Source organism: Cytobacillus oceanisediminis, from assembly GCF_022811925.1.
Taxonomy (GTDB): domain Bacteria; phylum Bacillota; class Bacilli; order Bacillales; family Cytobacillaceae; genus Cytobacillus; species Cytobacillus oceanisediminis_D.
In genome coordinates, this window is sequence record NZ_CP065511.1 from 2,022,561 (window position 1) to 2,046,996 (window position 24,436).

The 24,436-nt window shown below is 42.4% G+C and carries 17 protein-coding genes; all 17 read left to right on the forward strand.

Annotated elements, in window-relative coordinates:
- Positions 1–131: 131 nt before the first annotated feature.
- The 17 genes from recG (at position 132) to IRB79_RS10490 (ending at position 24,186) form a co-directional block, all read left to right on the forward strand.
- Entirely contained in the window at positions 132–2,180 is a 2,049-nt protein-coding gene (recG, locus tag IRB79_RS10410) for an ATP-dependent DNA helicase RecG (RefSeq protein ID WP_243508376.1), read from the forward strand.
- Positions 2,181–2,292: 112 nt separating this feature from the next.
- Complete coding sequence (gene fapR, locus IRB79_RS10415) at positions 2,293–2,853, forward strand: transcription factor FapR (RefSeq protein ID WP_221877765.1); 561 nt, start codon at positions 2,293–2,295, stop codon at positions 2,851–2,853.
- 20 nt (positions 2,854–2,873) lie between these two features.
- Positions 2,874–3,878, forward strand: a complete 1,005-nt coding sequence (gene plsX, locus IRB79_RS10420; RefSeq protein WP_243508377.1) for a phosphate acyltransferase PlsX — start codon at positions 2,874–2,876, stop codon at positions 3,876–3,878.
- 26 nt (positions 3,879–3,904) lie between these two features.
- Entirely contained in the window at positions 3,905–4,852 is a 948-nt protein-coding gene (gene fabD, locus IRB79_RS10425; protein WP_243508378.1) for an ACP S-malonyltransferase, read from the forward strand.
- Positions 4,849–5,592 carry a 3-oxoacyl-[acyl-carrier-protein] reductase gene (gene fabG / locus IRB79_RS10430; protein WP_243508379.1) on the forward strand — a complete coding sequence of 248 codons (744 nt, stop codon included), beginning with the start codon at positions 4,849–4,851 and terminating at the stop codon, positions 5,590–5,592. Before fabD ends, fabG begins: the two co-directional genes overlap by 4 nt.
- Before the next feature lie 91 nt (positions 5,593–5,683).
- Positions 5,684–5,917, forward strand: coding sequence for an acyl carrier protein (locus tag IRB79_RS10435; protein ID WP_009330799.1), 234 nt, complete (start codon positions 5,684–5,686; stop codon positions 5,915–5,917).
- Between the two features lie 338 nt (positions 5,918–6,255).
- Positions 6,256–6,996: a ribonuclease III gene (gene rnc, locus IRB79_RS10440; protein WP_206836291.1), complete on the forward strand. Its 741-nt coding sequence runs from the start codon at positions 6,256–6,258 to the stop codon at positions 6,994–6,996.
- A 43-nt stretch (positions 6,997–7,039) separates the two neighbouring features.
- Positions 7,040–10,606, forward strand: coding sequence for a chromosome segregation protein SMC (gene smc, locus IRB79_RS10445; RefSeq protein ID WP_243508380.1), 3,567 nt, complete (start codon positions 7,040–7,042; stop codon positions 10,604–10,606).
- A gap of 73 nt (positions 10,607–10,679) precedes the next feature.
- Entirely contained in the window at positions 10,680–11,684 is a 1,005-nt protein-coding gene (ftsY, locus tag IRB79_RS10450; protein WP_243508381.1) for a signal recognition particle-docking protein FtsY, read from the forward strand.
- Positions 11,685–11,989: 305 nt separating this feature from the next.
- On the forward strand, positions 11,990–14,365 hold the full coding sequence (locus IRB79_RS10455) for a hypothetical protein (protein ID WP_243508382.1): 2,376 nt from the start codon (positions 11,990–11,992) through the stop codon (positions 14,363–14,365).
- Positions 14,362–15,297 (forward strand): ABC transporter ATP-binding protein, encoded by a 936-nt coding sequence (locus tag IRB79_RS10460; RefSeq protein WP_243508383.1) that lies wholly within the window; start codon positions 14,362–14,364, stop codon positions 15,295–15,297. The genes IRB79_RS10455 and IRB79_RS10460 overlap by 4 nt, the downstream gene beginning before the upstream one ends.
- Positions 15,294–16,142 carry an ABC transporter permease gene (locus IRB79_RS10465; protein WP_243508384.1) on the forward strand — a complete coding sequence of 283 codons (849 nt, stop codon included), beginning with the start codon at positions 15,294–15,296 and terminating at the stop codon, positions 16,140–16,142. Before IRB79_RS10460 ends, IRB79_RS10465 begins: the two co-directional genes overlap by 4 nt.
- Before the next feature lie 55 nt (positions 16,143–16,197).
- Positions 16,198–17,766 (forward strand): hypothetical protein, encoded by a 1,569-nt coding sequence (locus tag IRB79_RS10470; RefSeq protein WP_243509341.1) that lies wholly within the window; start codon positions 16,198–16,200, stop codon positions 17,764–17,766.
- A gap of 5 nt (positions 17,767–17,771) precedes the next feature.
- Positions 17,772–18,776, forward strand: a complete 1,005-nt coding sequence (locus IRB79_RS10475) for an AAA family ATPase (protein ID WP_243508385.1) — start codon at positions 17,772–17,774, stop codon at positions 18,774–18,776.
- The gene (locus tag IRB79_RS10480; protein ID WP_243508386.1) at positions 18,776–19,642 is read left to right on the forward strand and encodes a DUF58 domain-containing protein; all 867 of its coding nucleotides are present in this window, start codon (positions 18,776–18,778) and stop codon (positions 19,640–19,642) included. The genes IRB79_RS10475 and IRB79_RS10480 overlap by 1 nt, the downstream gene beginning before the upstream one ends.
- A 7-nt stretch (positions 19,643–19,649) precedes the next feature.
- Positions 19,650–21,422 carry a vWA domain-containing protein gene (locus IRB79_RS10485; RefSeq protein ID WP_243508387.1) on the forward strand — a complete coding sequence of 591 codons (1,773 nt, stop codon included), beginning with the start codon at positions 19,650–19,652 and terminating at the stop codon, positions 21,420–21,422.
- Entirely contained in the window at positions 21,406–24,186 is a 2,781-nt protein-coding gene (locus IRB79_RS10490) for a VWA domain-containing protein (RefSeq protein ID WP_243508388.1), read from the forward strand. Before IRB79_RS10485 ends, IRB79_RS10490 begins: the two co-directional genes overlap by 17 nt.
- Positions 24,187–24,436 lie beyond the last annotated feature (250 nt).

A 24,436-nucleotide genomic window follows, 5' to 3' on the forward strand; every position in this document is an offset into this window, starting at 1 on the left:
TACTTGCATATTTAAATTGTAATGTGCTAGGTATAAAGCAGGCGTTACATAAGCCTGCAGTTAAAAGTAATTGAGCAGGGAGGGGTGGCGGACTGCCTTAAGAAATTATATTTGGCAGCCGTTCAATAAACGTGAATCCAAATTATAACCAGTCTGTTACAGCTGTTAAAGGCATTGGAGAGGAAACAGCAGAATCACTTGCTGAAATGAATATAATCACTGTAAAAGACTTGCTTGAATATTTTCCATATAGATATGAGGATTACAGGCTCAAGGACCTGGAAGAGATTAAGCATGATGAAAGAGTAACTGTGGAAGGAAAGGTCCATAGTGAACCTTCACTCGCCTATTATGGAAGGAAACGGTCCAGGCTGACTGTGAGAGTTCTTGTAGGCAGATATCTGATACAAGTGGTCATGTTTAATCAGCCATATTTAAAGAACAAAATTACATTGAACGAAACTGTTACAGTGACAGGCAAATGGGACCAGCACCGCCAGATCATTACAGCCAATGAATTAAAAATAGGAAATGCCTCCAATAACAAGGATTTTGAGCCGGTTTACGCTGTGAAAGGAAATATCACTGTCAAGGGAATAAGACGTTATATTAAACTGGCTTTTTCACAGTATGGGAATGAGATATCAGAAACTTTGCCTGAAAAATATCTTTTGCAATATAGGCTTTTAAATAGGCGAGATGCTATGAGATCGCTTCATTTTCCTGCCAATGATCAGGAACTTAAACAGGGGAGACGGCGTTTTGTTTATGAAGAATTCTTCTATTTTCAATTAAAAATGCAGGCATTAAGAAAGATTGAAAGAGAGCAGTCTAAAGGGATTGCGCAAGCTTATGATCTTTCGAGGCTGATGGGATTTATAGACTCCCTGCCATTTGCATTAACCAGCGCCCAGAAAAGGGTAGTTAATGAGATCCTGTCTGATATGAAATCGCCTTATCGGATGAACAGGCTACTGCAGGGGGATGTTGGTTCCGGCAAAACGGCTGTTGCGGCGATCGCACTATTTGCCAGCAGGACAGCAGACTTCCAGGGAGCTTTAATGGTTCCGACCGAAATCCTGGCAGAGCAGCATGCGGAATCTTTAAAGACGATGCTTGAGCCATTTGGCTTGCGATGTGAACTCCTGACAAGCTCCGTCAAAGGAAAGCGCAGAAGAGAAATTCTTCAGCATCTTAAGGATGGAGAAATTGATGTTCTTATAGGCACACATGCACTTATCCAGGAAGAAGTGGAATTTAATAAACTGGGACTTGTTATTACTGATGAACAGCATAGATTTGGTGTCGGGCAGCGGCGCATCCTCAGGGAAAAAGGCGAAAATCCAGATGTTCTGTTTATGACTGCCACGCCAATCCCGAGAACATTGGCCATTACTGTTTTTGGGGAAATGGATGTTTCCATTATTGATGAAATGCCGGCAGGGCGAAAAGCGATTGAAACCTATTGGGCAAAACCTGAAATGCTTGATAGGGTACTTGGCTTTATGGAAAAGGAGCTTTCAGCAGGCCAGCAAGTATATGTGATCTGTCCCCTAATTGAGGAGTCGGACAAACTGGATGTTCAAAACGCTATAGATGTCCATGCAACATTGATGCATCATTTTCATGGCCGCTATGATGTCGGCCTCATGCATGGCAGGCTTCATCCAGATGAAAAAGAAAATGTCATGAAGGCTTTTAGCCGAAATGAAACTCAAATTCTTGTTTCTACTACGGTTGTCGAGGTGGGTGTAAATGTCCCAAATGCAACGATGATGGTGATCTATGATGCCGAGCGGTTTGGACTTGCACAGCTGCACCAATTAAGGGGCAGGGTAGGAAGAGGAGATAAACAATCTTATTGTGTTCTTTTAGCTGACCCCAAATCGGAAGTTGGAAAAGAACGCATGAAAATCATGACAGAAACCAATGACGGATTCGCTCTAAGTGAAAAGGACCTGGAGCTGAGAGGGCCTGGGGACTTTTTCGGAAAAAAACAAAGCGGGCTCCCGGAATTTAAAGTCGCCGATATGGTCCATGATTACCGCGCTCTCGAAACCGCCAGAAACGATGCAGCTTCTCTTGTTGAATCCCCTGAATTCTGGTATTCAGATGAGTACCTTCCTTTGAAAAATTATTTAAAGGAAACAGGAGTGCTGGAAGGGGAAAAACTGGACTAGGATTAAGGGTAAACAAGCAGATTGCAGAAAAGTTCTTTCTTGCAATCTGCTTTTTTTGATTATATACTACTATTAGTACCTAGTCTTAATATCTCGGACGGTGGGATTTTTAATGAAAAGAAATAAAAAAGAACGCCAGCATTTATTAACGGACACAATAAAAGAAAATCCATTTGTCACGGACGAGGAACTTGCAGAAAAGTTCTCTGTAAGCGTCCAGACAATCAGGCTCGACCGCTTGGAATTATCTATTCCGGAATTGCGGGAGCGAATCAAGCATGTTGCTGAAAAAACTTTCGAGGATGAAGTCCGATCTTTACCCATAGAAGAAATAATCGGTGAAATAATAGATATAGAATTGGATAAAACGGCAATATCCATTTTTGATGTGAAAAATGAACATGTTTTCAAGCGAAATGGAATAGCCCGGGGTCATCACTTGTTTGCACAGGCCAACTCACTGGCGGTTGCTGTTATAAATGATGAACTGGCATTGACTGCAAAAGCCAATATTCAATTTACAAGGCCAGTGCGATTAAGTGAACGTGTAATAGCAAAAGCCAAGGTCCTTACAATTGATATTGACAGCGGAAGGACGATTGTTGAAGTCAATAGCTTTGTGAATAACGAACAGGTATTTAAGGGAGAATTCGACATGTTCAGAAAAAAATAATCACTAAAGGATGAAGCATCATGAAAATTTCCATAGACGCAATGGGAGGCGACAATGCACCAAAGGAAATTGTCCTTGGCGCAATGAAAGCTGCCGCAGAGTTTAAGGATATATACATTACCCTTGTTGGCGATGAGTCAAAAATAAAGGAATACCTTACTTCAAACGAGCGTATTGAGATTTTACATACAGATGAAGTCATCTTGCCGGATGATGAACCAGTGAGAGCTGTACGCAGAAAGAAAAATGCATCAATGGTGCTTGCAGCACAGCTTGTCTCAGACGGTAAAGCTGATGCATGCATTTCTGCAGGAAACACGGGTGCTCTTATGGCAGCAGGCCTTTTTGTGGTAGGAAGGATTGAAGGCATTGAACGGCCGGCATTATCACCTACGCTTCCAACGATAGGCGGGGAAGGGTTCCTTTTGCTGGATGTAGGGGCGAATGTAGACGCGAAACCTGAGCATCTTCTTCAATATGCGATTATGGGATCCATATATACAGAAAAGGTCCGGGGTGTTTCCAATCCGAGAGTGGGCCTTCTTAATATCGGAACTGAAGAGAAAAAAGGCAATGAGCTGGCGAAAAATACATTTGACCTTCTGAAGAATGCTGATATCAATTTTATCGGCAATGTGGAAGCGCGCGATTTGCTTGAGGGAGCTGCAGATGTTGTAGTGACAGATGGCTTTACCGGCAATATGGTGCTAAAGACAATTGAGGGTACTGCTCTATCTGTATTTAAAATGCTAAAAACAGCTCTGACCAGCAGCTTTAAAACGAAATTGGCAGCAGCTGCCTTAAAGCCTGATTTATACCAGCTTAAATCCAAGATGGATTATTCGGAATACGGCGGTGCTGGATTATTTGGATTAAAGGCGCCGGTTATTAAGGCTCATGGTTCCTCAGATGCAACAGCTTTATTCAGTGCAGTCAGACAGACCAGGAATATGGTAGAAAACAATGTCGCTCAAACGATTAAGGAAGCAGTTGAAAAAGAATCAGAAAAAACAGCCATTAAATAAACTTATTTTACTTAGGGGGAAGCACGATGGGTAAAATCGCCTTTTTATTTCCTGGCCAGGGATCGCAGGCTGCAGGAATGGGAAAAGCACTAGCCGAACAGGATGAGAAAGTAAAATCATTTTTCGAAAGTGCTGATCAAAAACTTGGCTATCCACTATCAGAACTTATTTTTGAAGGGCCTCAGGAAAAATTAACGCTAACAACAAATGCCCAGCCGGCATTGTTGACTACTAGCATTGCCATCCTTGACTACTTTAAAAGATCGGGTGTAACACCTGATTTTGTTGCTGGCCACAGCCTTGGAGAGTATACTGCACTCGTTTCAGCTGAAGCTATATCCTTTGAGGACGGTGTTTATGCAGTCCGTAAAAGAGGAGAGTTCATGGAAGAAGCAGTTCCTAATGGCGAGGGAACAATGGCAGCGGTACTGGGACTTGACAGGGACAAGCTTACTGCAGTCACAGAAGAGGTTACTGCAGGCGGCAATCCGGTTCAGCTCGCAAATTTAAACTGTCCTGGACAGATTGTGATTTCAGGTTCAAGGGCGGGTGTTGAACTAGCTTCTGCAAAGGCTAAAGAAGAAGGTGCCAAGCGTGTGCTTCCACTGGAAGTAAGCGGTCCTTTCCATTCTGAATTAATGAAGCCTGCTGCGGAGAAGTTCAGGCAAATCCTGGACGAGATTGAGATCAAAGATGCAGCTGTTCCTGTCATTGCAAATGTTACGGCTTCTGAAATGACTTCCGCTTCAGAAATAAACAGCAGATTGATTGAACAGCTGTATTCTCCTGTACTCTGGGAGGATTCAATCCGCAAAATGATAGAGCTTGGAGTAGATACATTTATTGAAATAGGACCTGGAAAAGTACTGTCAGGCTTAGTGAAAAAGGTTGATCGTTCCCTCAAAACGTATGCCGTTTCCGATGCTGAATCCTGGCAGGCAGTTACAGAATCCTTGAAGGAGGAATTGAGATGAAGCTAGAGGGAAAAGCCGCTTTAGTAACGGGAGCTTCCCGCGGAATCGGAAGAGAAATCGCTTTGGGTCTTGCTAAGCAAGGAGCAGATATCGCGGTTAACTATTCCGGAAGTGAGGCGAGGGCGAACGAAGTCGTTGATGAAATAAAAGCATTAGGCAGAAATGCATTTGCTGTCCAATGCGATGTGTCCAGCAGTGATTCCGTGGCAAGCATGGTAAAAGAAACAGTAGAAAAGTTTGGCAAGCTTGATATTCTGATTAATAATGCTGGGATTACGAAGGATAACCTGATTATGAGAATGAAGGAAGACGAATGGGATGATGTAATTAACATTAACCTGAAAGGTGTGTTCCTTTGTACAAAAGCTGTTACAAGGCAGATGATGAAACAGCGCAGCGGGCGCATTATCAATATTTCTTCGATTGTTGGAGTCAGCGGCAATCCTGGTCAGGCTAATTATGTCGCTGCCAAATCAGGTGTTATTGGCCTGACAAAGACCTCTGCAAAGGAACTTGCATCAAGAGGCATAACGGTCAACGCCATTGCACCAGGTTTTATCACAACTGATATGACTGATAAGCTGAACGTGGATGTAAAAGAGCAGATGCTTAAGCAAATTCCTTTGGCGCGTTTTGGCGACCCTGCAGATATTGCGAATGTTGCAGTGTTTCTTGCTTCCGAGGACAGCCGCTATATGACAGGACAAACCCTTCATGTTGATGGCGGAATGGTCATGTAATTTGTAACAGGCTTGTAATGCAAAATTTTTTATAAAACCTTTCAATAAAGGCTTAAAATAATCTATAATACTTGAGGGGAGGTGAACGAGCATGGCAGAAGTATTAGAACGTGTAACAAAGATCATCGTGGACCGTCTTGGTGTTGAAGAGTCTGAAGTAAAATTGGAAGCTTCTTTCAAAGATGATCTAGGTGCTGATTCCCTTGATGTAGTAGAATTAGTAATGGAATTAGAAGACGAGTTCGACATGGAAATTTCTGACGATGATGCTGAGAAAATCGCAACAGTCGGTGACGCTGTAAATTACATAAAGGCTAGCCAATAATCGTTAGGTGAAACACTCTGCAGTGAGGGCATCCCCCTCGCTGCAGCAATTTTTTATCAGCAGATGTTTACTGTCCGGTGTTACCTGTGGGATAGAAGGCAGCATGAGAAAAATCTGCAGCCCGGAAGCAGGTGGCTGTGGACAGTAAATATGTAAGGCAAAAGCTCCGTTGAATAACGGGGCTTTCTTCTGTGAAGATGGCTGTACCCATATGAAACTAAAATTGCTTGTAAATAGAAGTTTTTTTGCGTTTTTCATCTTTATTACGTAAACTTAGGGAAGACCATTTAAGCTTTTTGCTTAAGCAGAATATTAATTTTTAGCAAGGTGGATGCATTATGCGCAGCAATAAGGATAAGGAAAGAAAATCATTTCGCGCAATCGAAAAACAATTTAAAGAATTCCAAACGGAAATCGGAATTCAATTTGAAAATGAAAAATTATTAAAACAAGCTTTTACCCATTCATCTTATGTGAATGAGCATCGGAGAAAGCCCTATGAAGACAATGAAAGGCTGGAATTTTTGGGGGACGCTGTCCTGGAACTGACTGTTTCAAAGTTCCTTTACCTAAAATATCCTATGATGAGCGAGGGGGAATTAACAAAGCTGAGGGCTGCGGTTGTCTGCGAACCATCCCTGGTTTCATTTGCCCACGAATTGTCATTCGGCAGCCTTGTACTGCTTGGAAAAGGGGAGGAAATGACAGGAGGAAGAACCCGTCCGGCCCTGCTTGCAGACGTATTTGAAGCCTTTATAGGTGCACTATACCTGGATAAAGGATTAGATACGGTTGTCGGTTTTTTGGAAAAAGTTGTTTTTCCGAAGATTGATTCAGGTGCTTTTTCGCATGTGATGGATTTCAAGAGCCAGCTGCAGGAACTTGTACAGCGGGATGGTGCAGGTGCAATTGAATATAAAATCCTTCAGGAAAAAGGGCCTGCCCACAATCGTGAATTTGTTTCCACTGTTTCACTAAATGGCAGGGAGCTTGGGACAGGCACTGGCCGATCAAAGAAAGAAGCGGAACAGCATGCAGCCCAAATGGCCCTTGAAGTATTAAAGAATCATATCAAGTGACATCAAAGAATAGAAACTTGGAGGAGACAGAGGGGGAGCAAGGTTGTTTTTAAAAAGGCTTGATGTTATTGGATTTAAGTCATTTGCTGAACGGATAACGGTTGATTTTGTTCCTGGCGTCACGGCAGTTGTAGGTCCAAATGGAAGCGGAAAAAGCAATATTACAGATGCAATACGCTGGGTATTGGGTGAACAATCAGCTAAGTCCCTTCGCGGCTCGAAAATGGAGGATGTCATTTTTGCTGGAAGTGATTCCCGGAGAGCGCAGAATTTTGCTGAGGTGACGCTGACCCTTGATAACGGAGATCAGGGTCTGCCGATCGAATACAGCGAAGTCAGTGTTACAAGAAGGGTCTACCGATCTGGAGACAGTGAATACCTAATCAATAAGCAAACATGCAGACTTAAAGATATCGTAGATTTATTTATGGATTCAGGCCTTGGCAGGGAAGCTTTTTCAATCATAAGCCAGGGCAGGGTTGAAGAAATTCTAAACAGCAAAGCTGAAGAACGCAGGACCATATTCGAAGAAGCGGCAGGCGTACTTAAATATAAGACAAGAAAGAAAAAAGCGGAAGGCAAACTTTCTGAAACCCAGGATAATTTAAACAGGGTGAATGATATTCTTCATGAACTGGAAAGCCAGGTAGAGCCTTTGAAAATTCAGGCTTCGATTGCGAAAGATTATCTGCATCAGAAGGAAGAGCTGGAGAAAATAGAAGTTGCCCTTACAGTTTATGAGATAGAGGAACTGCATTCAAAATGGGAGCAGCTTTCACGTCAGCTTGAACAGCATACTGAAGATGAAATGAAGCTATCGGCAGTTATCCAGAACAAAGAAGCGAAAATGGAAGAGTTAAAGGATCATATTTCCGCAATTGATGAATCAGTAAATGATTTGCAGGACGTCCTCCTTCATGCCAGTGAAGAGCTGGAAAAACTGGAAGGCAGAAAAGAAGTCCTAAAAGAGCGAAAAAAAAATGCCAGCCAGAATAAAGACCAGCTTCATAGAAACATGGAAGAACTTTCTATGAAGATAACTGAGTTAAAAGAGCAGGAAGAAAAGCAGTCGGCTCTAAAGGGGAAAGTGAAGACAGAAGCAGTTAAGCTTCAGAAAGCATTAAAGGAAAAGCAGGATCAGCTCAAACTCTTCAGTGAAAATACGGAAGAAAAAATTGAATCGCTGAAAAGTGATTATATTGAAGTGTTAAATAGCCAGGCGGCTTCAAGAAACGAACTGCAGAATATTGATCAGCAGCTGAGCCAGCAGGGTCAGCGCAGCTCTAAGCTTGAAATGGATAACGAAAAGTATATTGCCGACCGCAAGAAAAACGAAGAGAAAAAACAAAAGATACAATCAGACCTTGAAAGCCTGCAAAAGGAATTAGAGAGTCAGGTACATGTATTCCGAACTGAAGACCGCAAGCTTGAATCATTAAAGAATAATTATCAAAAGCAGGAAAAAACATTGTATCAGGCTTATCAGTATTTGCAGCAGGCAAAGTCCAGGCAGGAAATGCTTGAAGAAATGGAAGAAGACTTTTCGGGCTTTTTCCAAGGGGTAAAGGAAGTATTGAAAGCAAGGGGCAGCAAGCTGCAGGGAATTGAAGGAGCGGTAGCGGAATTAATTCAGGTGCCAAAAGAATACGAAACGGCGATTGAAACTGCTCTTGGCGGTGCCATGCAGCATATCATCGTACAGAATGAGCAGGATGGGAGAAGTGCCATCCAATTCCTGAAAAAGAATTCATACGGCAGAGCAACTTTCCTGCCGTTAAGCGTAGTGAAGGGGAAAAAGCTTAACACCGGGCAACTGCAATCGGTTCAAGGCCACCCCGCCTTTATTGGTGAAGCTGCTTCACTGATCCAGTTTGAAGGAAGGCATCAGTCCGCTATTGAAAACTTGCTTGGCAATGTGATTATTTCCCGGGACCTTAAAGGAGCCAATGAACTGGCGAAGCTGCTTCAATACCGTGTGAGACTCGTTACAATTGATGGAGATGTGGTGAATCCCGGCGGATCCATGACCGGCGGAGCTGTGAAACAGAAAAGCACTTCAATCCTTTCACGTAAAGGTGAACTTGAAGAGCTGAAATCCCGAATTGTGGATATGGAATCCAAAACAGCTAATCTTGAAAAACAAGTGAAACTGCAAAAAAGCGAAATTCAAAAACAGGAAACACGAATTGAACAGCTTAGAAAAACTGGTGAAGAGCTTCGTTTGATGGAACAGAAGGTAAAAGGAGAGCTTCTAGAAGTAGAGTTTGAGGAGAAAAGCATTAATGAGCGCCTATCTCTTTATGATATGGACAAAGCACAGTTTTCGGAAGATAGAGAAAGACTGCTGATCAGAAAGAGTGAGCTGGCAGATCTATTGGAGCAGCAGCAAAAACAAATAGCTGATCTTGATAATGAGATTAAAGCATTAACAGAAAGAAAAAACACCCAGCAGACGTCAAAGGAAACTGTGGTATCTGAAATAAATGAGCTGAAAATCAGCTTCGCTTCCAAGAGTGAGCAGTTGAATCATGCTGAGGACAAGCTAGCCGCAATAAATTCAGAGCTTGCTGTTAACAGGGAAAAGCTGAAGACAGTAAAAGAAGATTTAGAATTGCTCTCATCCGAAATGACGAATAGCTCTTCAGGTGAGCAGCATCTGGAAGAGGCAGCACAGCAAAAATTAAAGGAAAAGAATGAAACGCTTGAATTAATTGCTTCAAGAAGGGATGAGCGCTTAAAGCTCCAAACATCTTTAGAGGACCTGGAACTTGAGGCAAAAGAATTAAAACGCCAGCATAAAGGTCTGGTAGAAGTTTTGAAAGATGAGGAAGTTAAGCAGAACCGGCTGGATGTTGAGCTGGAAAATAGGCTGAATCATTTAAGGGAAGAATACTTGCTGTCTTTTGAAGGTGCTAAAGAAGAATACCCGCTGCAGATTGAGATTGACGAAGCACGAAAAAAAGTAAAACTCATAAAGCTGGCAATCGAAGAGCTTGGGGCTGTAAACCTCGGAGCAATCGAAGAATACGACAGAGTATCTGAACGATATGAATTCCTGCTTGAACAAAAAACAGACCTTCAAGAAGCGAAAGATACGTTATTCCAGGTTATTGATGAAATGGATGTTGAAATGAAAAGGCGATTTGAAGAAACGTTCGAAGGTATCCGTTTTCATTTTGAGTCGGTTTTCCAATCTTTATTCGGTGGCGGCAGAGCCGATTTACGCTTGACCCAGCCTGATGATTTATTGAATACTGGTGTGGAAATTGTCGCACAGCCTCCAGGCAAGAAACTGCAAAACCTTGGATTATTATCGGGGGGAGAAAGGGCGCTTACAGCAATTGCATTGCTATTTTCCATTTTGAAAGTCCGTCCTGTTCCATTCTGTATTCTCGATGAAGTAGAGGCAGCTTTGGATGAAGCGAACGTCCAAAGGTTCAGCCAATACTTAAAGAGATACAGCGACGAAACCCAGTTCATCGTGATCACCCACAGAAAAGGAACAATGGAAGAAGCGGATGTCCTTTACGGTGTAACCATGCAGGAATCCGGTGTTTCCAAACTGGTATCTGTGCGTCTGGAAGAAACCAGGGAATTAATTACTCAATAGCAGCTTTAATGCGGGACAGCGCATAACACCTGTTCCGCGCTTATACATATTGCTTTTATAAGGAAGTGAAAACATGAGTTTCTTTAAAAAACTAAAAGAAAAAATCACAATGCAGACAGATAGTGTTACTGAAAAGTTTAAAGACGGATTAACCAAAACGCGCGATAATTTTTCAAATAAGGTAAATGACCTTGTTTCCAGGTACCGTAAAGTGGATGAGGAATTTTTTGAGGAACTGGAAGAAATCTTAATTGGGGCGGATGTCGGATTTGACACTGTCATGGAACTGGTGGAAGAGCTGAGAAGGGAAGTAAAGCGCAAGAATATTCAGGATCCTCGCGATGTGCAGGCTGTCATCTCAGAGAAGCTTGTAGAAATATATGACAGCGCAGGCGAAACCTCCACAGAATTAAATATTCAGGCAGAGGGACTAACGGTTATCCTGTTTGTTGGTGTTAACGGAGTCGGAAAAACGACGACGATCGGAAAACTTGCCCATAAGTTCAAAAATGAAGGGAAAAATGTCCTGCTTGCAGCAGGCGATACCTTCCGTGCAGGAGCGATTGAACAGCTTGAGGTGTGGGGCGAACGTGTCGGCGTTGATGTCATTAAGCAGGGAGCTGGCTCTGACCCTGCAGCTGTCATGTATGATGCCGTTCAATCTGCAAAGTCGCGCAAAGCCGATATTTTAATATGTGACACTGCGGGACGCCTGCAGAACAAAGTCAATCTGATGAAAGAATTGGAGAAAGTTAAGCGTGTAATTGAAAGGGAAGTACCTGGTGCCCCGCATGAGGTATTGCTTGTTCTTGACGCTACAACTGGACAAAATGCCATGATTCAGGCTAAGACCTTCAAGGAAGCCACTAATGTTTCTGGTATTGTTCTTACAAAGCTGGATGGAACTGCAAAGGGCGGCATCGTTCTTGCAATCAGAAATGAACTTGAAATCCCGGTGAAATTTGTAGGCTTAGGAGAAAAAATGGATGACCTGCAGGAATTCAATGCAGAACAGTATGTCTATGGACTCTTTGCCGACATAGTCGAAAAAGAAGCAGAAGAAGAAGAGGAAGAATAAGAATTGATAAACAGCCGGAGAGCGAGTTCTCCGGCTGTTTTTTTATCTTGGAAATGATATAAATTTTAATATAAAAAATAGTTTGAAATTTATATTTTTTAGTGTAAAATTACACTACGTTGATAAATTTCTTTCAAATCAGGTCTGACAAACTAATTAAATAAGTATCCACAGGAACTTTTTGTCAGTAAGCTGCGTCTATACTATGGAAGAAGTCATCAGACTGGCAATAATTTATAGTTATAAAGACTGCCTATAAAAAAACAAAAGGCTGATACTTACGATTTTTAATGGGGGAGATTGGGTTGCACGGAAAATTAAAAGTGATCATTATGGCTTTATTCTGCTTTGTGTTAATGTTTCATCCATTCCAATCAGCAGAAGCTGCCAGCACAGACATCAAAGTTTCTCTAGATGAGGGCTTTGGCGGAAAAGTGAAAAGAGGAGAGGGGTTCCCTCTGCGGATTAAGATGGAAAATTCAGGTGAGGCATTTAGCGGGAATTTGCTGATAAGTTACCATCCATCCTACAATACGAGCGGTACGGTTACTGTAAAAGTAGAGCTTCCTGCCGGAACAGCTAAGGAATACCTGGTTTCCATCCCAGGCATGACGGAGGATCACCCTTCCATGTATCAGAACATTCCATTGCTGACTCTTTATGAAGGAGATTGGAAAGACGGAAAAAAGGTTAGTTTTAAAGGTGAAAATACATTAAAGCCAAAATTTATAGATATGGCAACTGAAGTAATTGGTGTTCTCAGTGAGAACTATGACCGTGTAAAAGAATTAAGGACGCTTCCTTCCAAATCGATGATTGAACTTAATAAAGAAGATTTGCCGGATGACGCAACAGGATTGGAAACGCTTGATTATTTGCTGATTGATGAATACAAGATTTCCCAGCTTAGTGACAAACAGCAAAAAGCTATAAGGGACTGGGTTTACAACGGTGGAGCATTGATTGCCGGAGGCGGACCTGATGCAAGCGGCGCCTTTGGAGAGCTATATTCTTTGCTGCCAATGAAATCTGAAAACGAGGCCGCCGGTGCAGTGAAATTCCTGCAGGCAGCAAAGGGAGAGGAGCCGGATTTTAAAGAGCTAAACTTCTTTACTGGTCCAATTGATACGGGTGCAGAAGTTATCGCTGAAAGCGGTGATCTTCCAGCAGCATTGAAAAAGGAGTATGGAAGCGGGACGATCTTGCAGACAGCTTTTTCACTGGGAGATGAGCCTTTATCTTCATGGCAGGGATACGACATATGGTTTGCAGAATTTATTAATCAGGCAACTGGTGCCGGCGTTGGATCCAGCCCATATTCTCAGGATTACCTGGACCAGCTGTATTGGGAATTTGCAGAAGTGAATGAATTCTTTCCTGCATCCAATTTTTCAATCGGGCAGCTTATTGGACTTTTTGCCGGTTATATTATTCTGATAGTGCCTGTTCTTTATTTTGTATTAAGAAAGCTTGATAAACGGGAGCATTCCTGGTGGATCATTCCTTCCATAGCCATATTAATGGGTGCAGCTGTCTTTGGAATGGGGGCTAAAGATAGAATTTCTCAGCCGCAGCTGAACCAGATGGGGATATATAAAGTGAATAACAATCTGCTTACCGGTTATCAGGCTTCAACCCTGCTGTCAAATAAAAGCGGTGAATATATCCTCTCAATGCCAAAAGGCGAATTTAATGCAGTGGTTTATTCAAACAATTCCACTTCAACTGATCCCCTTAAAGGCGGAATCATGGCTGAAAAAGTAAAAAACAATGAGATTATTTTCCCTGAGGTAGAATATTGGTCATCCAAAACAATTTACGGAAAGGCCCAAACAGAAATCAATGAGAAGTTTAAAGCGGACCTCACCCTTAAGGAAAAAAGATTAACTGGAACAATCAAAAACGAAAGTAAGTATGATTTTGAAGACTTATATATTTGGTCAGGCAATGAAGCAATTAAATTAGGGCCAATCAAGAAAGATGAGACAATTAAAGTGGATAAAACCATAAAGCAGTCCCTGCTGAGCAGACCATATGGAGGAACTTTTAATGTGGCATACCCTGCCAATGGTCAAAATGATATAAATAGGTTAAGAAGAGAAAAGCTTGAATACGCCTCCACTACATTTCTGCTTGGGGATGTTGCTCAGCCAGTCCTTGCAGGCATTACAAAAGAATCAATTATTGATGTAGCAATGAGAGGGAAGAAGGAAAAACAGAATAACACAAATATGATCCTTCAGCCATTTGAGGCCATAAATGAGTTCTCCGGATCCTTTACACTGAAAGATGGAATGATGGCAGCTGATTGGAATGTGATTCAGGGCCAGATTTATGAAAAAGGCATGGGGAGCACGAATGCAGAAATGATGCTTGAAGACGGAGAATATGAATATACTCTCAGCCTTCCGAAGCAGCTAAAAGAGAAAACATATAGATTAGAAGAAATCTCGGTAAGGATCAATAGCCAAAACGTACAGTATTCGATAAAAAACCATAAAACTGGTGAGTGGCTGCCGATTGAACCGGATCAAAGGAGCATAAAGCTGACAAGTAAAGATGACTTAATCCAGTTTGTTTCAAAAGAAGGCCGTTTTATTATGAAGCTGAATAAATCAGCTCAGGGTGATCCTTTCGTTCAATTGCCGGCTGTTACGATCAAAGGGGAGGTGGCAAAATGATCGAAATTATTGATTTATCGAAAAGATACGGAAAATTTACAGCAATTGATTCTTTAAATTTAAATATAGAAAAAGGCAGTGTATTTGGTTTTGTCGGACAGAATGGCGCAGGAAAATCCACAACCTTCTCCATTTTAGCAACCTTACTTGCCCCCACTTTGGGCTCTGCTTACGTAAACGGGTATGATGTTCAAAAGGAGCCAAAGCTCGTGAGGAAGCAGATTGGCTATATGCCGGATTTCTTCGGGGTTTATGACCAGCTTAAGGCTGATGAATATCTGCACTTCTACGGTGCGAGTTACGGCATACCATTAGCAGAACGCGAGAAGCTGATTCCGCAGCTTCTCGACCTAGTTAACTTGTCAAATAAAAGAGAGTCATATGTAGACCTATTATCAAGAGGCATGAAGCAGCGTCTCTGCCTGGCCAGGTGCCTTATCCATGATCCTGAAGTGCTGATTCTGGATGAACCTGCATCAGGACTTGACCCAAGAGCAAGGGTTGAAATGAGGGAAATATTAAAAGAATTGAAAAACATGGGCAAAACAATTTTAATATCTTCACATATTCTGCCTGAACTTGCAGAAATGTGCGATACCATCGGCATTATTGACCAGGGAAAACTGGTGGCTCAGGGGTCTGTTGCTGATATTCAGTCACAGCTGAGGGGAGAAAGGCTGATTATTGTAAAAGTTCATGGAAGTGCAGAAAAGGCCGTCTCCTTTTTTGAAGATGATCCTAATATATTCAAATTGGCTTTGCTTGAAGAGGGAGCATCTTTTCAGTTTATTTATAAAGGGACAGCTGAAGAACAAACAGAACTGCTGAAAAGAGCCATTTTAAATAATTTGGCGATCACCAGCTTTGCTGAAGCAGAAACGGATCTGGAAGATGTCTTTATGGAAATTACAAAGGGAGTTGAGCTGACATGAAGAATTTAGTTGTAAATCCTGTTCTGAATAAAGAGTTTAAGCTCCGCTTCCGCAGTTTTAAAAGCTACCTGGGGGTACTCTTTTACCTCTTGGCATTAGGGCTGATCATTGTTGGTTTTATCTTTATAGAATCATTGTCAAATAACATGCAGGGCTTTTTTAAACCTGATCAGAGCCGGACAATGTTTATGGTTCTATCTATATTGCAGCTTGGCTTAATTCTGTTTATTACTCCCGGTCTGACAGCTGGGGTTATCAGCAGTGAAAGAGAGAGGCAGACCTTAAATATCATGCTCACGACGACCCAAAGCTCTTCAAGCATTATATTGAGCAAGCTGATCTCTTCCATTTCATATTTGATTTTGCTTATTGCGGCAAGTTTGCCTCTTTATAGCTTTGTATTTTTATTTGGAGGTATTTCCCCAGGTCAGCTGCTTACGACAATGGGATTTTATTTATTTACAATCCTGGTTTATGGAAGCATCGGGGTCTTATTTTCAACGCTCATTAGAAAAACAATTGTCTCGATGGTTACCACCTATGGGGTTACTTTATTTCTAGCAGGAGGAACGGCATTCCTGACTTTGATTTTTATGCAATTAACCAATGCATATGGCTATACAGGGACTCAGCCAACAAATCCTCTTGCATACTTCCCGGCTATGCTCAATCCGGTCATTATTCTGATGAGCACCTTTGAGCCGGAAATGACCAATGAAATTACTAGATCAACAGGCATTGAATTTCCTTTATGGATTTCATACTTAATTTCGTACACATTGATTTTCATTGGAGCTATTCTGCTGAGCATAAAAAAACTCCGTCCCAATATGAAAAAGGGCTAGTATTTATTCGGGCAAATCCCTGGAGACGGGATTGCCCGTAAATTTTAATAAGGGAATGATATCGGTGGAAAACCGCAATCAATATCTTAGACTTTTAAAACCGGTAAAAAGACAGCTCCTATTTCAGCTGATCGTTAAGGAATTCCAGGTGTTCCTTTTATCAGCTGCTGTCTTGGCCATTTTTCTTATGGTGGCAGCAAGATTTTTTGTTATCCCATTTCTGCAAAACTATCTTCTGCTGATTTTATTTCTGTCTGCTCTTTATGCAGCTTTTCGAACTTGGAAGAAGCGCCCTGACATGATACAGGCTGCATCATTGTATAACACGTTTGTAGCGGAAGACAGGGTCATTACAGCCCATTCTTTCCTTCACGATGATGGCATTCTGGCAAGATTGCAGCTGGCAGATGCAGTAAAGCATATGAAAAAGGTGCACCATCAGGTTTTAAGCAGGAAGAAACCTTTCATTCTTCCCAAACCTATTCTAATGTTTTTGTCTTTTCTTGGTTTGGCAGTGCTCTTATACATGATTCCGGGCGAGAAAATGGAATTGGCGCTAAAACAGGAGAAGGAAATCAAGATAGTTGAAGAAGCTAAAGAGAAACTTGAGAAAAAAGCTGAGAAAGAAAAGAATCTTGAAGTGAAAAAAGTATTAGAAGAAGCAAAAGAAAAGATTGCAGAAAAAAAGTCAGCTGAGGAAGCATTGAAAGAATTAAAGAAGCTAACAAAAAGCTTAGAGTTAAAGGCAATGAAAGAAAAAGAAAAATCAATAGCCCTGGAAAATATGAAAAATAATCTTGATAAGAGCGGGTTAGAACAATTAAGCCGAATGCTGAAAGAAAAAGATCTGGCTTCCTTTAGGGAAGAGTTGTCAAAGCTTGATAAGCAGAGGACGGAACTTGATGAGGATCAAAGAAATGCCTTGAAAGAGCTTACTGGCAGTGAAGCACAGTTGTCTGAAGAAGAGCTGTCAAGTCTCCTGGATCAGCTCGAAAAGGCATTGCAATCAGAAGAGCTTTTTAAACAGCTGGCTGCAGCACAAGATGCTTTGCAGCGGTCAGGGGTTTCTTTACAGCAGCAAATGGCTTCGAATGGAATGACGCCGGGACAGCTCGCGTTTGCGCCGCCTGGCCAGCCCGGCAGTTCAGAAAACGCTTCCAATACGCCTCAGCAGGGGCAGCAGAATAATTCAAATCAGCAAAATAATCAAAATCAAGCTGGCAATAGCTCAAACAGTGGCAATGGCAGCGGATCGGGTTCAGGAAGCGGCTCAGGAAATGGTTCGGGATCTGGTACTGGGGCTGGCTCAGGGAATGGGTCAGGCAGCGGTCTTGGAGGAGGTGCCGGGCTCGGACAGGGATCCAGGGATCTGCTCACCATTCCATCTGGCATGGAAGGGAAGACGAATATTGAAAATGACAATGGCAGCCTTGGACAGGGGAGTCCAGGACAGCAGCTTGAAAGGGAAGGTCCTGTCTTAAAAGGAAATATCAGACCTTACAGTGAAGTTTTCGGGAACTATGAAAAGTCGTACAGACAGAGTACAGACCGGTATAAACTTCCGGCTGATTTAGAGGAAATCGTTAAAAATTATTTTACAAGTATAGATCCTGACAAGGAGTGACTTCAATGTCCGCAACACAGGAAAAAGAACAGCAATTCGCACAAGCAGCAGATATTATTGCAAGAGTGAAAGATGAAATTCAATCATTCATAGTCGGCCAGGAAGAAGTAGTCGAACATGTATTATGGAGCATATTCTCAGGAGGGCATGTTTTGCTCGAAGGTTTGCCTGGGCTGGGTAAAACCATGCTGATTAAAACCATTGCAGAAGTGCTGGATCTCAAATTTTCGCGCATTCAATTCACCCCTGATATTATGCCATCCGATATAACCGGAACCATGCTGCTGCAGCCTGATGAAGCAGGCTGGCAAACATTCAGTTTTCATAAGGGGCCCATATTCGCAAACATCATCCTTGCAGATGAAATTAACAGGGCAACACCAAAAACACAAAGTGCCCTGCTCGAGGCAATGGGAGAAAAAACCGTCACTATAATGGGCGAAACCAAAAAGATGGAAAAGCCATTTTTTGTACTCGCAACTCAAAATCCGATTGATATGGAAGGGACTTACCCCCTGCCGGAAGCACAAACGGACCGGTTTTTATGCAAGGTGAATGTTGCCTATCCGACAAAAGAAGAATTAAAAGAAATTGCCCGGAGGACTACGGGGACGCAAAAAACTCATTTAAATAAAGCCGCCGGATTGAAGGATGTCATGGCTCTTCAGGAGCTTTCGAGAGAAATTCTCCTATCAGATGAAATCCTGGATTATGCTGTTTGGATGATCACTTCCACGCACCCGGATTCAGAGGGTGCACCAGAAACAGTGAAAAAGCACGTCCAATATGGCAGCGGTCCACGCGGCCTTCAGAGTCTGATATGTATGGCAAAAGCAAGAGCCATGTGCTCCGGTCGATTCCATGTATCAATAGGAGACATTAAAAACGTTGCCTATCCGGTTTTGAGGCATCGTCTTATTTTGAACTTTGAGGGAGAAGCAGCGGGTATTTCAGCGGATTCGATTATTGAAGCTTTGTTAAACGAAGCTTCCTGGGGAGCTAAGAGCTGATGAACAGCCATCATGCTCTTCTTGCAAAGCTTCAAAAACGAAAGATTGCTGCAAAGACAAGGAAAAGAGGATTTCATTCAGGGTCCAGGCAATCCCATAAATTCGGATCTTCCATGGAATTCTCTGATTTCAGGGCCTATCAGCCTGGTGACGATATTAGACAAATAGATTGGAATGTCTATGGCAGAACACAAAAACATTATATTAAACGCTTCCTGGATGAGCAGGAGCTTTCTATTGCAGTTTACCTGGATGCAACGTCTTCAATGACAAAAATCCAGCAGAAATGGGAATATGCCAAATCGCTGGCATCAGCTTTGAGCTTTATGGTGCTTTCAAGTGAAGACCGGCTTTTCTTTTCAGCTGTTTCTTCTGCAGGGGTGCAGCCTATCAAAAGGAAAGGCTCTGTTTACAGCAGGCGAACATTCATGGAGATCCAAAAAATTGAACCTGCAGCTCTGTCCACAAACTATCTAAGCTGTCTGAAAGAAACTCTTTCTAAACATCAGCAGCTTGCTGTAATAATAGCAGATGGCTTTGAGCCCCTTCAGGAATGGGAAAACCTTTTTAGGAAGCTCAGGGGGTTAAAACAGGAGTTCTGGCTATTTCAGGTGCAGGCAGATGAAGAGCTGAACCCTGCATATTCTGGAGATATTAAGTTAATTGATAGTGAAACAGGGACAGCAGTAAATGTCAGCATGAGCCCTTCCATATTAGCTGAATATGAAAAGCGCCTAAAAGAACATAATGAACAGCTTGAGATTTTATGCAAACGGTATGGCGGCCAGTATATCTTTGCCCCGGAAACAAGAGATCTTCAGACCGTTCTTTTCAGGGATCTGTATGCGAAGGGGCTGGTCAGGTGAGGACACAATGCAATTCTTAAATCCTATCTATTTTATTTTATCCATTTTTATAGGAGCAGTTATCCTATTTTATTTCTTTCGTAAGCAGTACATGGAAAAGACCATTTCATCCAATCTGCTTTGGGAGCAGGTGCTGAACGAATGGCAGGCCTCCCCTTGGCTGAAAAAGCTTCAGCAGAATCTATTATTTTGGCTGCAATTATTGGCTCTGATCCTATTGATGCTGGCCCTTGTTCGCCCATTTTGGCTTGAGGATTCTTTAAAAGGGAAACATTTAATCATCATTATAGACCCATCCGCCTCTATGTCGGCTGAACACGGAGGAAAGAGCCGTTTTGAAATCGCAAAAGAGGAAATCCTTGACCTTGCCGGCAAGCTTAATGGCCAGCAGGTAACCTTGATTAAAGCAGGAGAGAAAAATGAGATCCTATTAAGTCGTGAAGATGATCCAAATGCCATTCGCAGAACCATTGATGGGCAAAAACTTACTTATGAACATGAAAATATGGATAAAGCCCTCTTATTGGCAGGTTCCTTATCTTCAGGAAAAGACACAGCTCTTCATATTTTTTCAGATTCGGCTGTAAAAAATGATTTAATGGAGGAACTGGCTGGCCTATACACTGTTGTACATAATATTGGAGAGGATGCAGGGAACGTCTCGCTGCAATCGTTTGGGACAGCTGCAGCTGGTGATGGTATCTCAGCCATTGCGGTGATAGAAAACCAGTCTTCCGGAAATATAGAAACAGGTTTTACCGTCCAATTTGAGGATGAAGTCTTGTTTGAGCAAAATTTATCATTGAAAGCAAATGAACAAACAACCGTACAGATTAAAAACCTGCCTGAAAAACCTTATTATGAGGCATCCATTTCCATTAATGACGGCTACAGTGCAGATAATTTCGCTGCCTCTATTTACACAGACCCAAAACCAAAGGTTTACACTATGGGGGATGTAAATCCATTTGCGGTGAAGGGCTTTCAAACCATAGGAGCCGAATTGCTGCAGACAGATCCAGCTGCTCTCAAAGGTTTTGAAATGAAGGGTGTTGTTGTAGCAGAAGGAAGCACAATATCGGAACTTCCAGAGCTGCCAATGATCTTTTTTAACACAGGCAAGGAAAAAGCAAAACTTAAAGAGGTAATTTCGGGGGATGAGGATCCTTTATTTGAATATGCAGACTTTGACCGTGTGTATATCAGTTCCGCTTCCGCTGCATTGAAAGGGGAATGGGAGACTGTTTTGAAAAGTGGAGACATTCCTTTAATCCAGAGGGGAATGCAGAATGGACAGCCAATTATTATTGTCAATTTCGATCTATCCGACACAGATTGGCCACTCCTGCCAGGTTTTCCGATCTTTTTGTATAACTCTTACCAGTGGTTATCCCAGCAATCAGATTTCCTCGGATATTTCAGCGCCGGGGAAGAGAGATGGATAAATATTGGCAATGGAAATGGAAGCTGGGAGATTTTCAATAATAAAGACGAAAATCTATACTCCCTTGATCTAAACAAAGAAAACTTTAAAGCTCCTGTGATTCCGGGAACTTACCAGGCAGTATCAGGAAATCAAATTTATTATTTTTCTGTCCTTCTGGATGAAAGGGAGAAATATGCAGGAATAGAAGAATCTTTCACATTGAATGAAAAATCATCTGAAAAAAACAGCATGATCCAAAGGCCGAACGAAAGCCTCTGGTTCTGGCTGGCGTTAATTGCTTTTTTACTTATTGCTATCGAATGGGAGGTATATCGCCGTGGGCATCGAGGTTAAATATCCCTTCCTGTTTCTGCTCCTGATTCCTGCTGTCATTATGGTCTATTTGTTTATTCGAAATTACAGGGCAAAAGGAAATGAAAAATTTTGGGTTGCCAGTCTAAGACTAGTCATTTTCTCATTGTTAATTTTTGCACTGACCGTCCCGCAGGTCCTCCTTCCGGTTAAGGGGCAGACTGTCGTATATCTGGCAGACCGCTCTGCAAGCATGGGTGCAAATGAGGAAGCACTTGCCTGGATAGAAAACAGTGCCAGCCACAGAAAAAGTGAGGACCAATTTGCGGTGGCGGCTTTTGGCAAAAATGTAGTGCTTGAACAGAATTTGGGCAGGAACCGTGAAGCTATTACCGAATTTAACGGGAAAGCAGACGATTCACAATCGAATCTGGAAGCAGGCCTGCAATATGCCGCTTCACTCATTCCGAGGGATTCTTCAGGCAGAATTGTCTTAATGACGGATGGAAATGAAACGTCGGGCAAAAGCCTGGAGGCTACCTCAGTTTTAAAGAATCGGAATATCGAGATTGACCATGTGCCATTAAGATCAGCAGCAGGTGATGATGTATCAATTTCAGAATTAAAGATGCCTCCTTCACTTTATTTAGGAGAAGAGGCTCCGATTACAATAGAAGTTACCAGCAATATTGCCAAAGAAGCTGATATCAGATTATCTGTAAATCATAAAGAAGTTTTAAAGGAAACCGTTCAAGTGAACGAAGGGAAAAATGTATATACTTTTACTCACAAAGCAGATACTGCAGGGTTAACGGTATATAAAGCAGAGATAGCTGCTGAACGGGATGCCTTCTCTGAAAACAATACACTTCACTCGGTTGTAAATGTTAAGGGAACCCCAAAGGTCCTGATCGTACAAGGGGAGGACGCAGGTGATATTGCGAATCTGTTAAAAGGTTCAGGCCTCGAGACAGACACTGTTCTTCCAGAGAAGCTTCCGACCGTTCTCTCAGGTTATTTGCAATATCAGTCGATTATTTTTAATAATGTTCCTGCAACTGTTATCTCAGAGCAGCAAATGACGTTGATGGAGAAGGCAGTTAAGGAATTCGGCACCGGTTTTATTATGTTCGGCGGTGAAGAAAGCTTTGGGCTGGGGGGCTATTTTAAAACTCCGATTGAGAAATTGCTGCCGGTGGATATGGATATCAAGGGCAAGAAAGAAATGCCTTCCTTAGGCCTGGTATTAGTTATGGACCGTTCTGGAAGCATGGCCGGGAATAAAATTGAATTGGCGAAAGAGGCGGCTGCCCGTTCAGTGGAACTGCTGCGTGAAGAAGATACACTCGGATTCATTGCATTTGATGACCGGCCATGGGAAATCCTTGAAACCGAGCCTCTCAAGAATAAAAAGAAGGCAATTGAAAAAATCAGATCCATCACACCAGGCGGGGGGACAGAAATCTTTACTTCCCTGGAACAAGCCTACAGTGAGCTTGAAGATCTGCAGCTTCAGAGAAAGCATATTATCTTGCTGACAGATGGCCAATCTGCCACAAATGGAGACTATGAGCTTTTAATCGAAAGCGGGAAAGAGAAGAATATCACTCTTTCAACTGTTGCACTTGGTCAGGATGCTGATAGAGGGCTGCTTGAAGATCTTGCGGGAATGGGGTCAGGGCGTTTTTACGATGTTACAGACTCTTCCGTCATTCCGAGTATATTATCACGCGAAACCGTAATGGCTACGAGAACCTATATCGAAGACAATCCATTTTATCCAAGTGTTCAGCCCTACCCAGACTGGTCCTCACTCTTTGAAAAAGGTGTTCCAGAAATGAATGCCTATATAGCTGCTACGGCCAAGCCGCGAGCACAGGTGCCGCTGTTAAGTGAAAAAGAAGATCCAGTACTTGCTGAATGGCAATACGGAATGGGGCGGGCTGCTGCCTTTACATCCGACTCCTCAGGCAAATGGTCAGGAGATTGGGCCCGATGGGAAAAGTGGCCATCATTTATTAATCAGCTTGTCACCAAAACCCTGCCGCAATATGAAAGTGAACCATACAGGGTTGCTGTTGAGAATAAGGATGGCAATACAGTGCTCAGCCTGGAGTCTGCGGCAAGCATATCTTTGCCAATTGAGGCTTCCATCGTGTCGGAAACGGGCGAACAGATAGAAGCCAATATAAAGCTCACTGCTCCAGGTAAATATGAGGCGACAATGCCTGAAAGTGCAGGAATGTATTTTTTAAATATTAAACAGACAGATCAAAATGGGAATATACAGGTTCATCAGACTGGTTTTACTATTCCCTATTCAGAAGAGTATTTGCAAAAGGGAACAAATAAAGAGCATTTGGAGTCACTCTCAAAAATGACTGGCGGCAAGGAGCTTGAAAGCGGAGGAGAAGCTTTCCGACCCCTGAAAAAACCAGCAAGCACCAAACAGCCAATCAGCGAGTGGCTGCTTCTCGCTGCATTCCTGATCTTTTTTTCAGAAATCGCTGTAAGGCGCTTTGGCTTAACTGCTATCGCTGCGAGAATTTTGAAGAAAAACAGAAAGAAAAAGGAAAAGCCAGAGGCGCCTATGAAAATTCAAAACCTTAAATCTTCCAGGGAAAAACAATCTCCTTCCATGCAGATGCCTGATAAACTTCAAGGGGAAACTTCTGTAAAAGAAACACCGGAAAAAACAAAAGAAAAGAAAAAACCAAACCGGCCAAAACCAGCAGCAGAACCCTCGCCGAAAGAAAGAGAAGAACGCATGAAAAGGCTGCTGGATGCAAAAAACAGGAAAAAGTAAGTGGGATTTTTCAATAAAGTATGCTGGATTTAAAAAAGTATTATAGATCGCTGAGTTGATTGGAGCGGAGGGCACTTGACTCCTGCGGGAGGAGAGGGAGCGGGAGACCCCGCAGGCGAAGCCGAGGAGGCTCCCGTTCCTCCCCGCGGAAAGCAGGTGCACGCAGCGGAAATCAACGGGCTAAATTATAAAAAAAAATAAAATGAATAATTAACCCTGTAAAGATATTTTCTTGACATGCTATGAACTT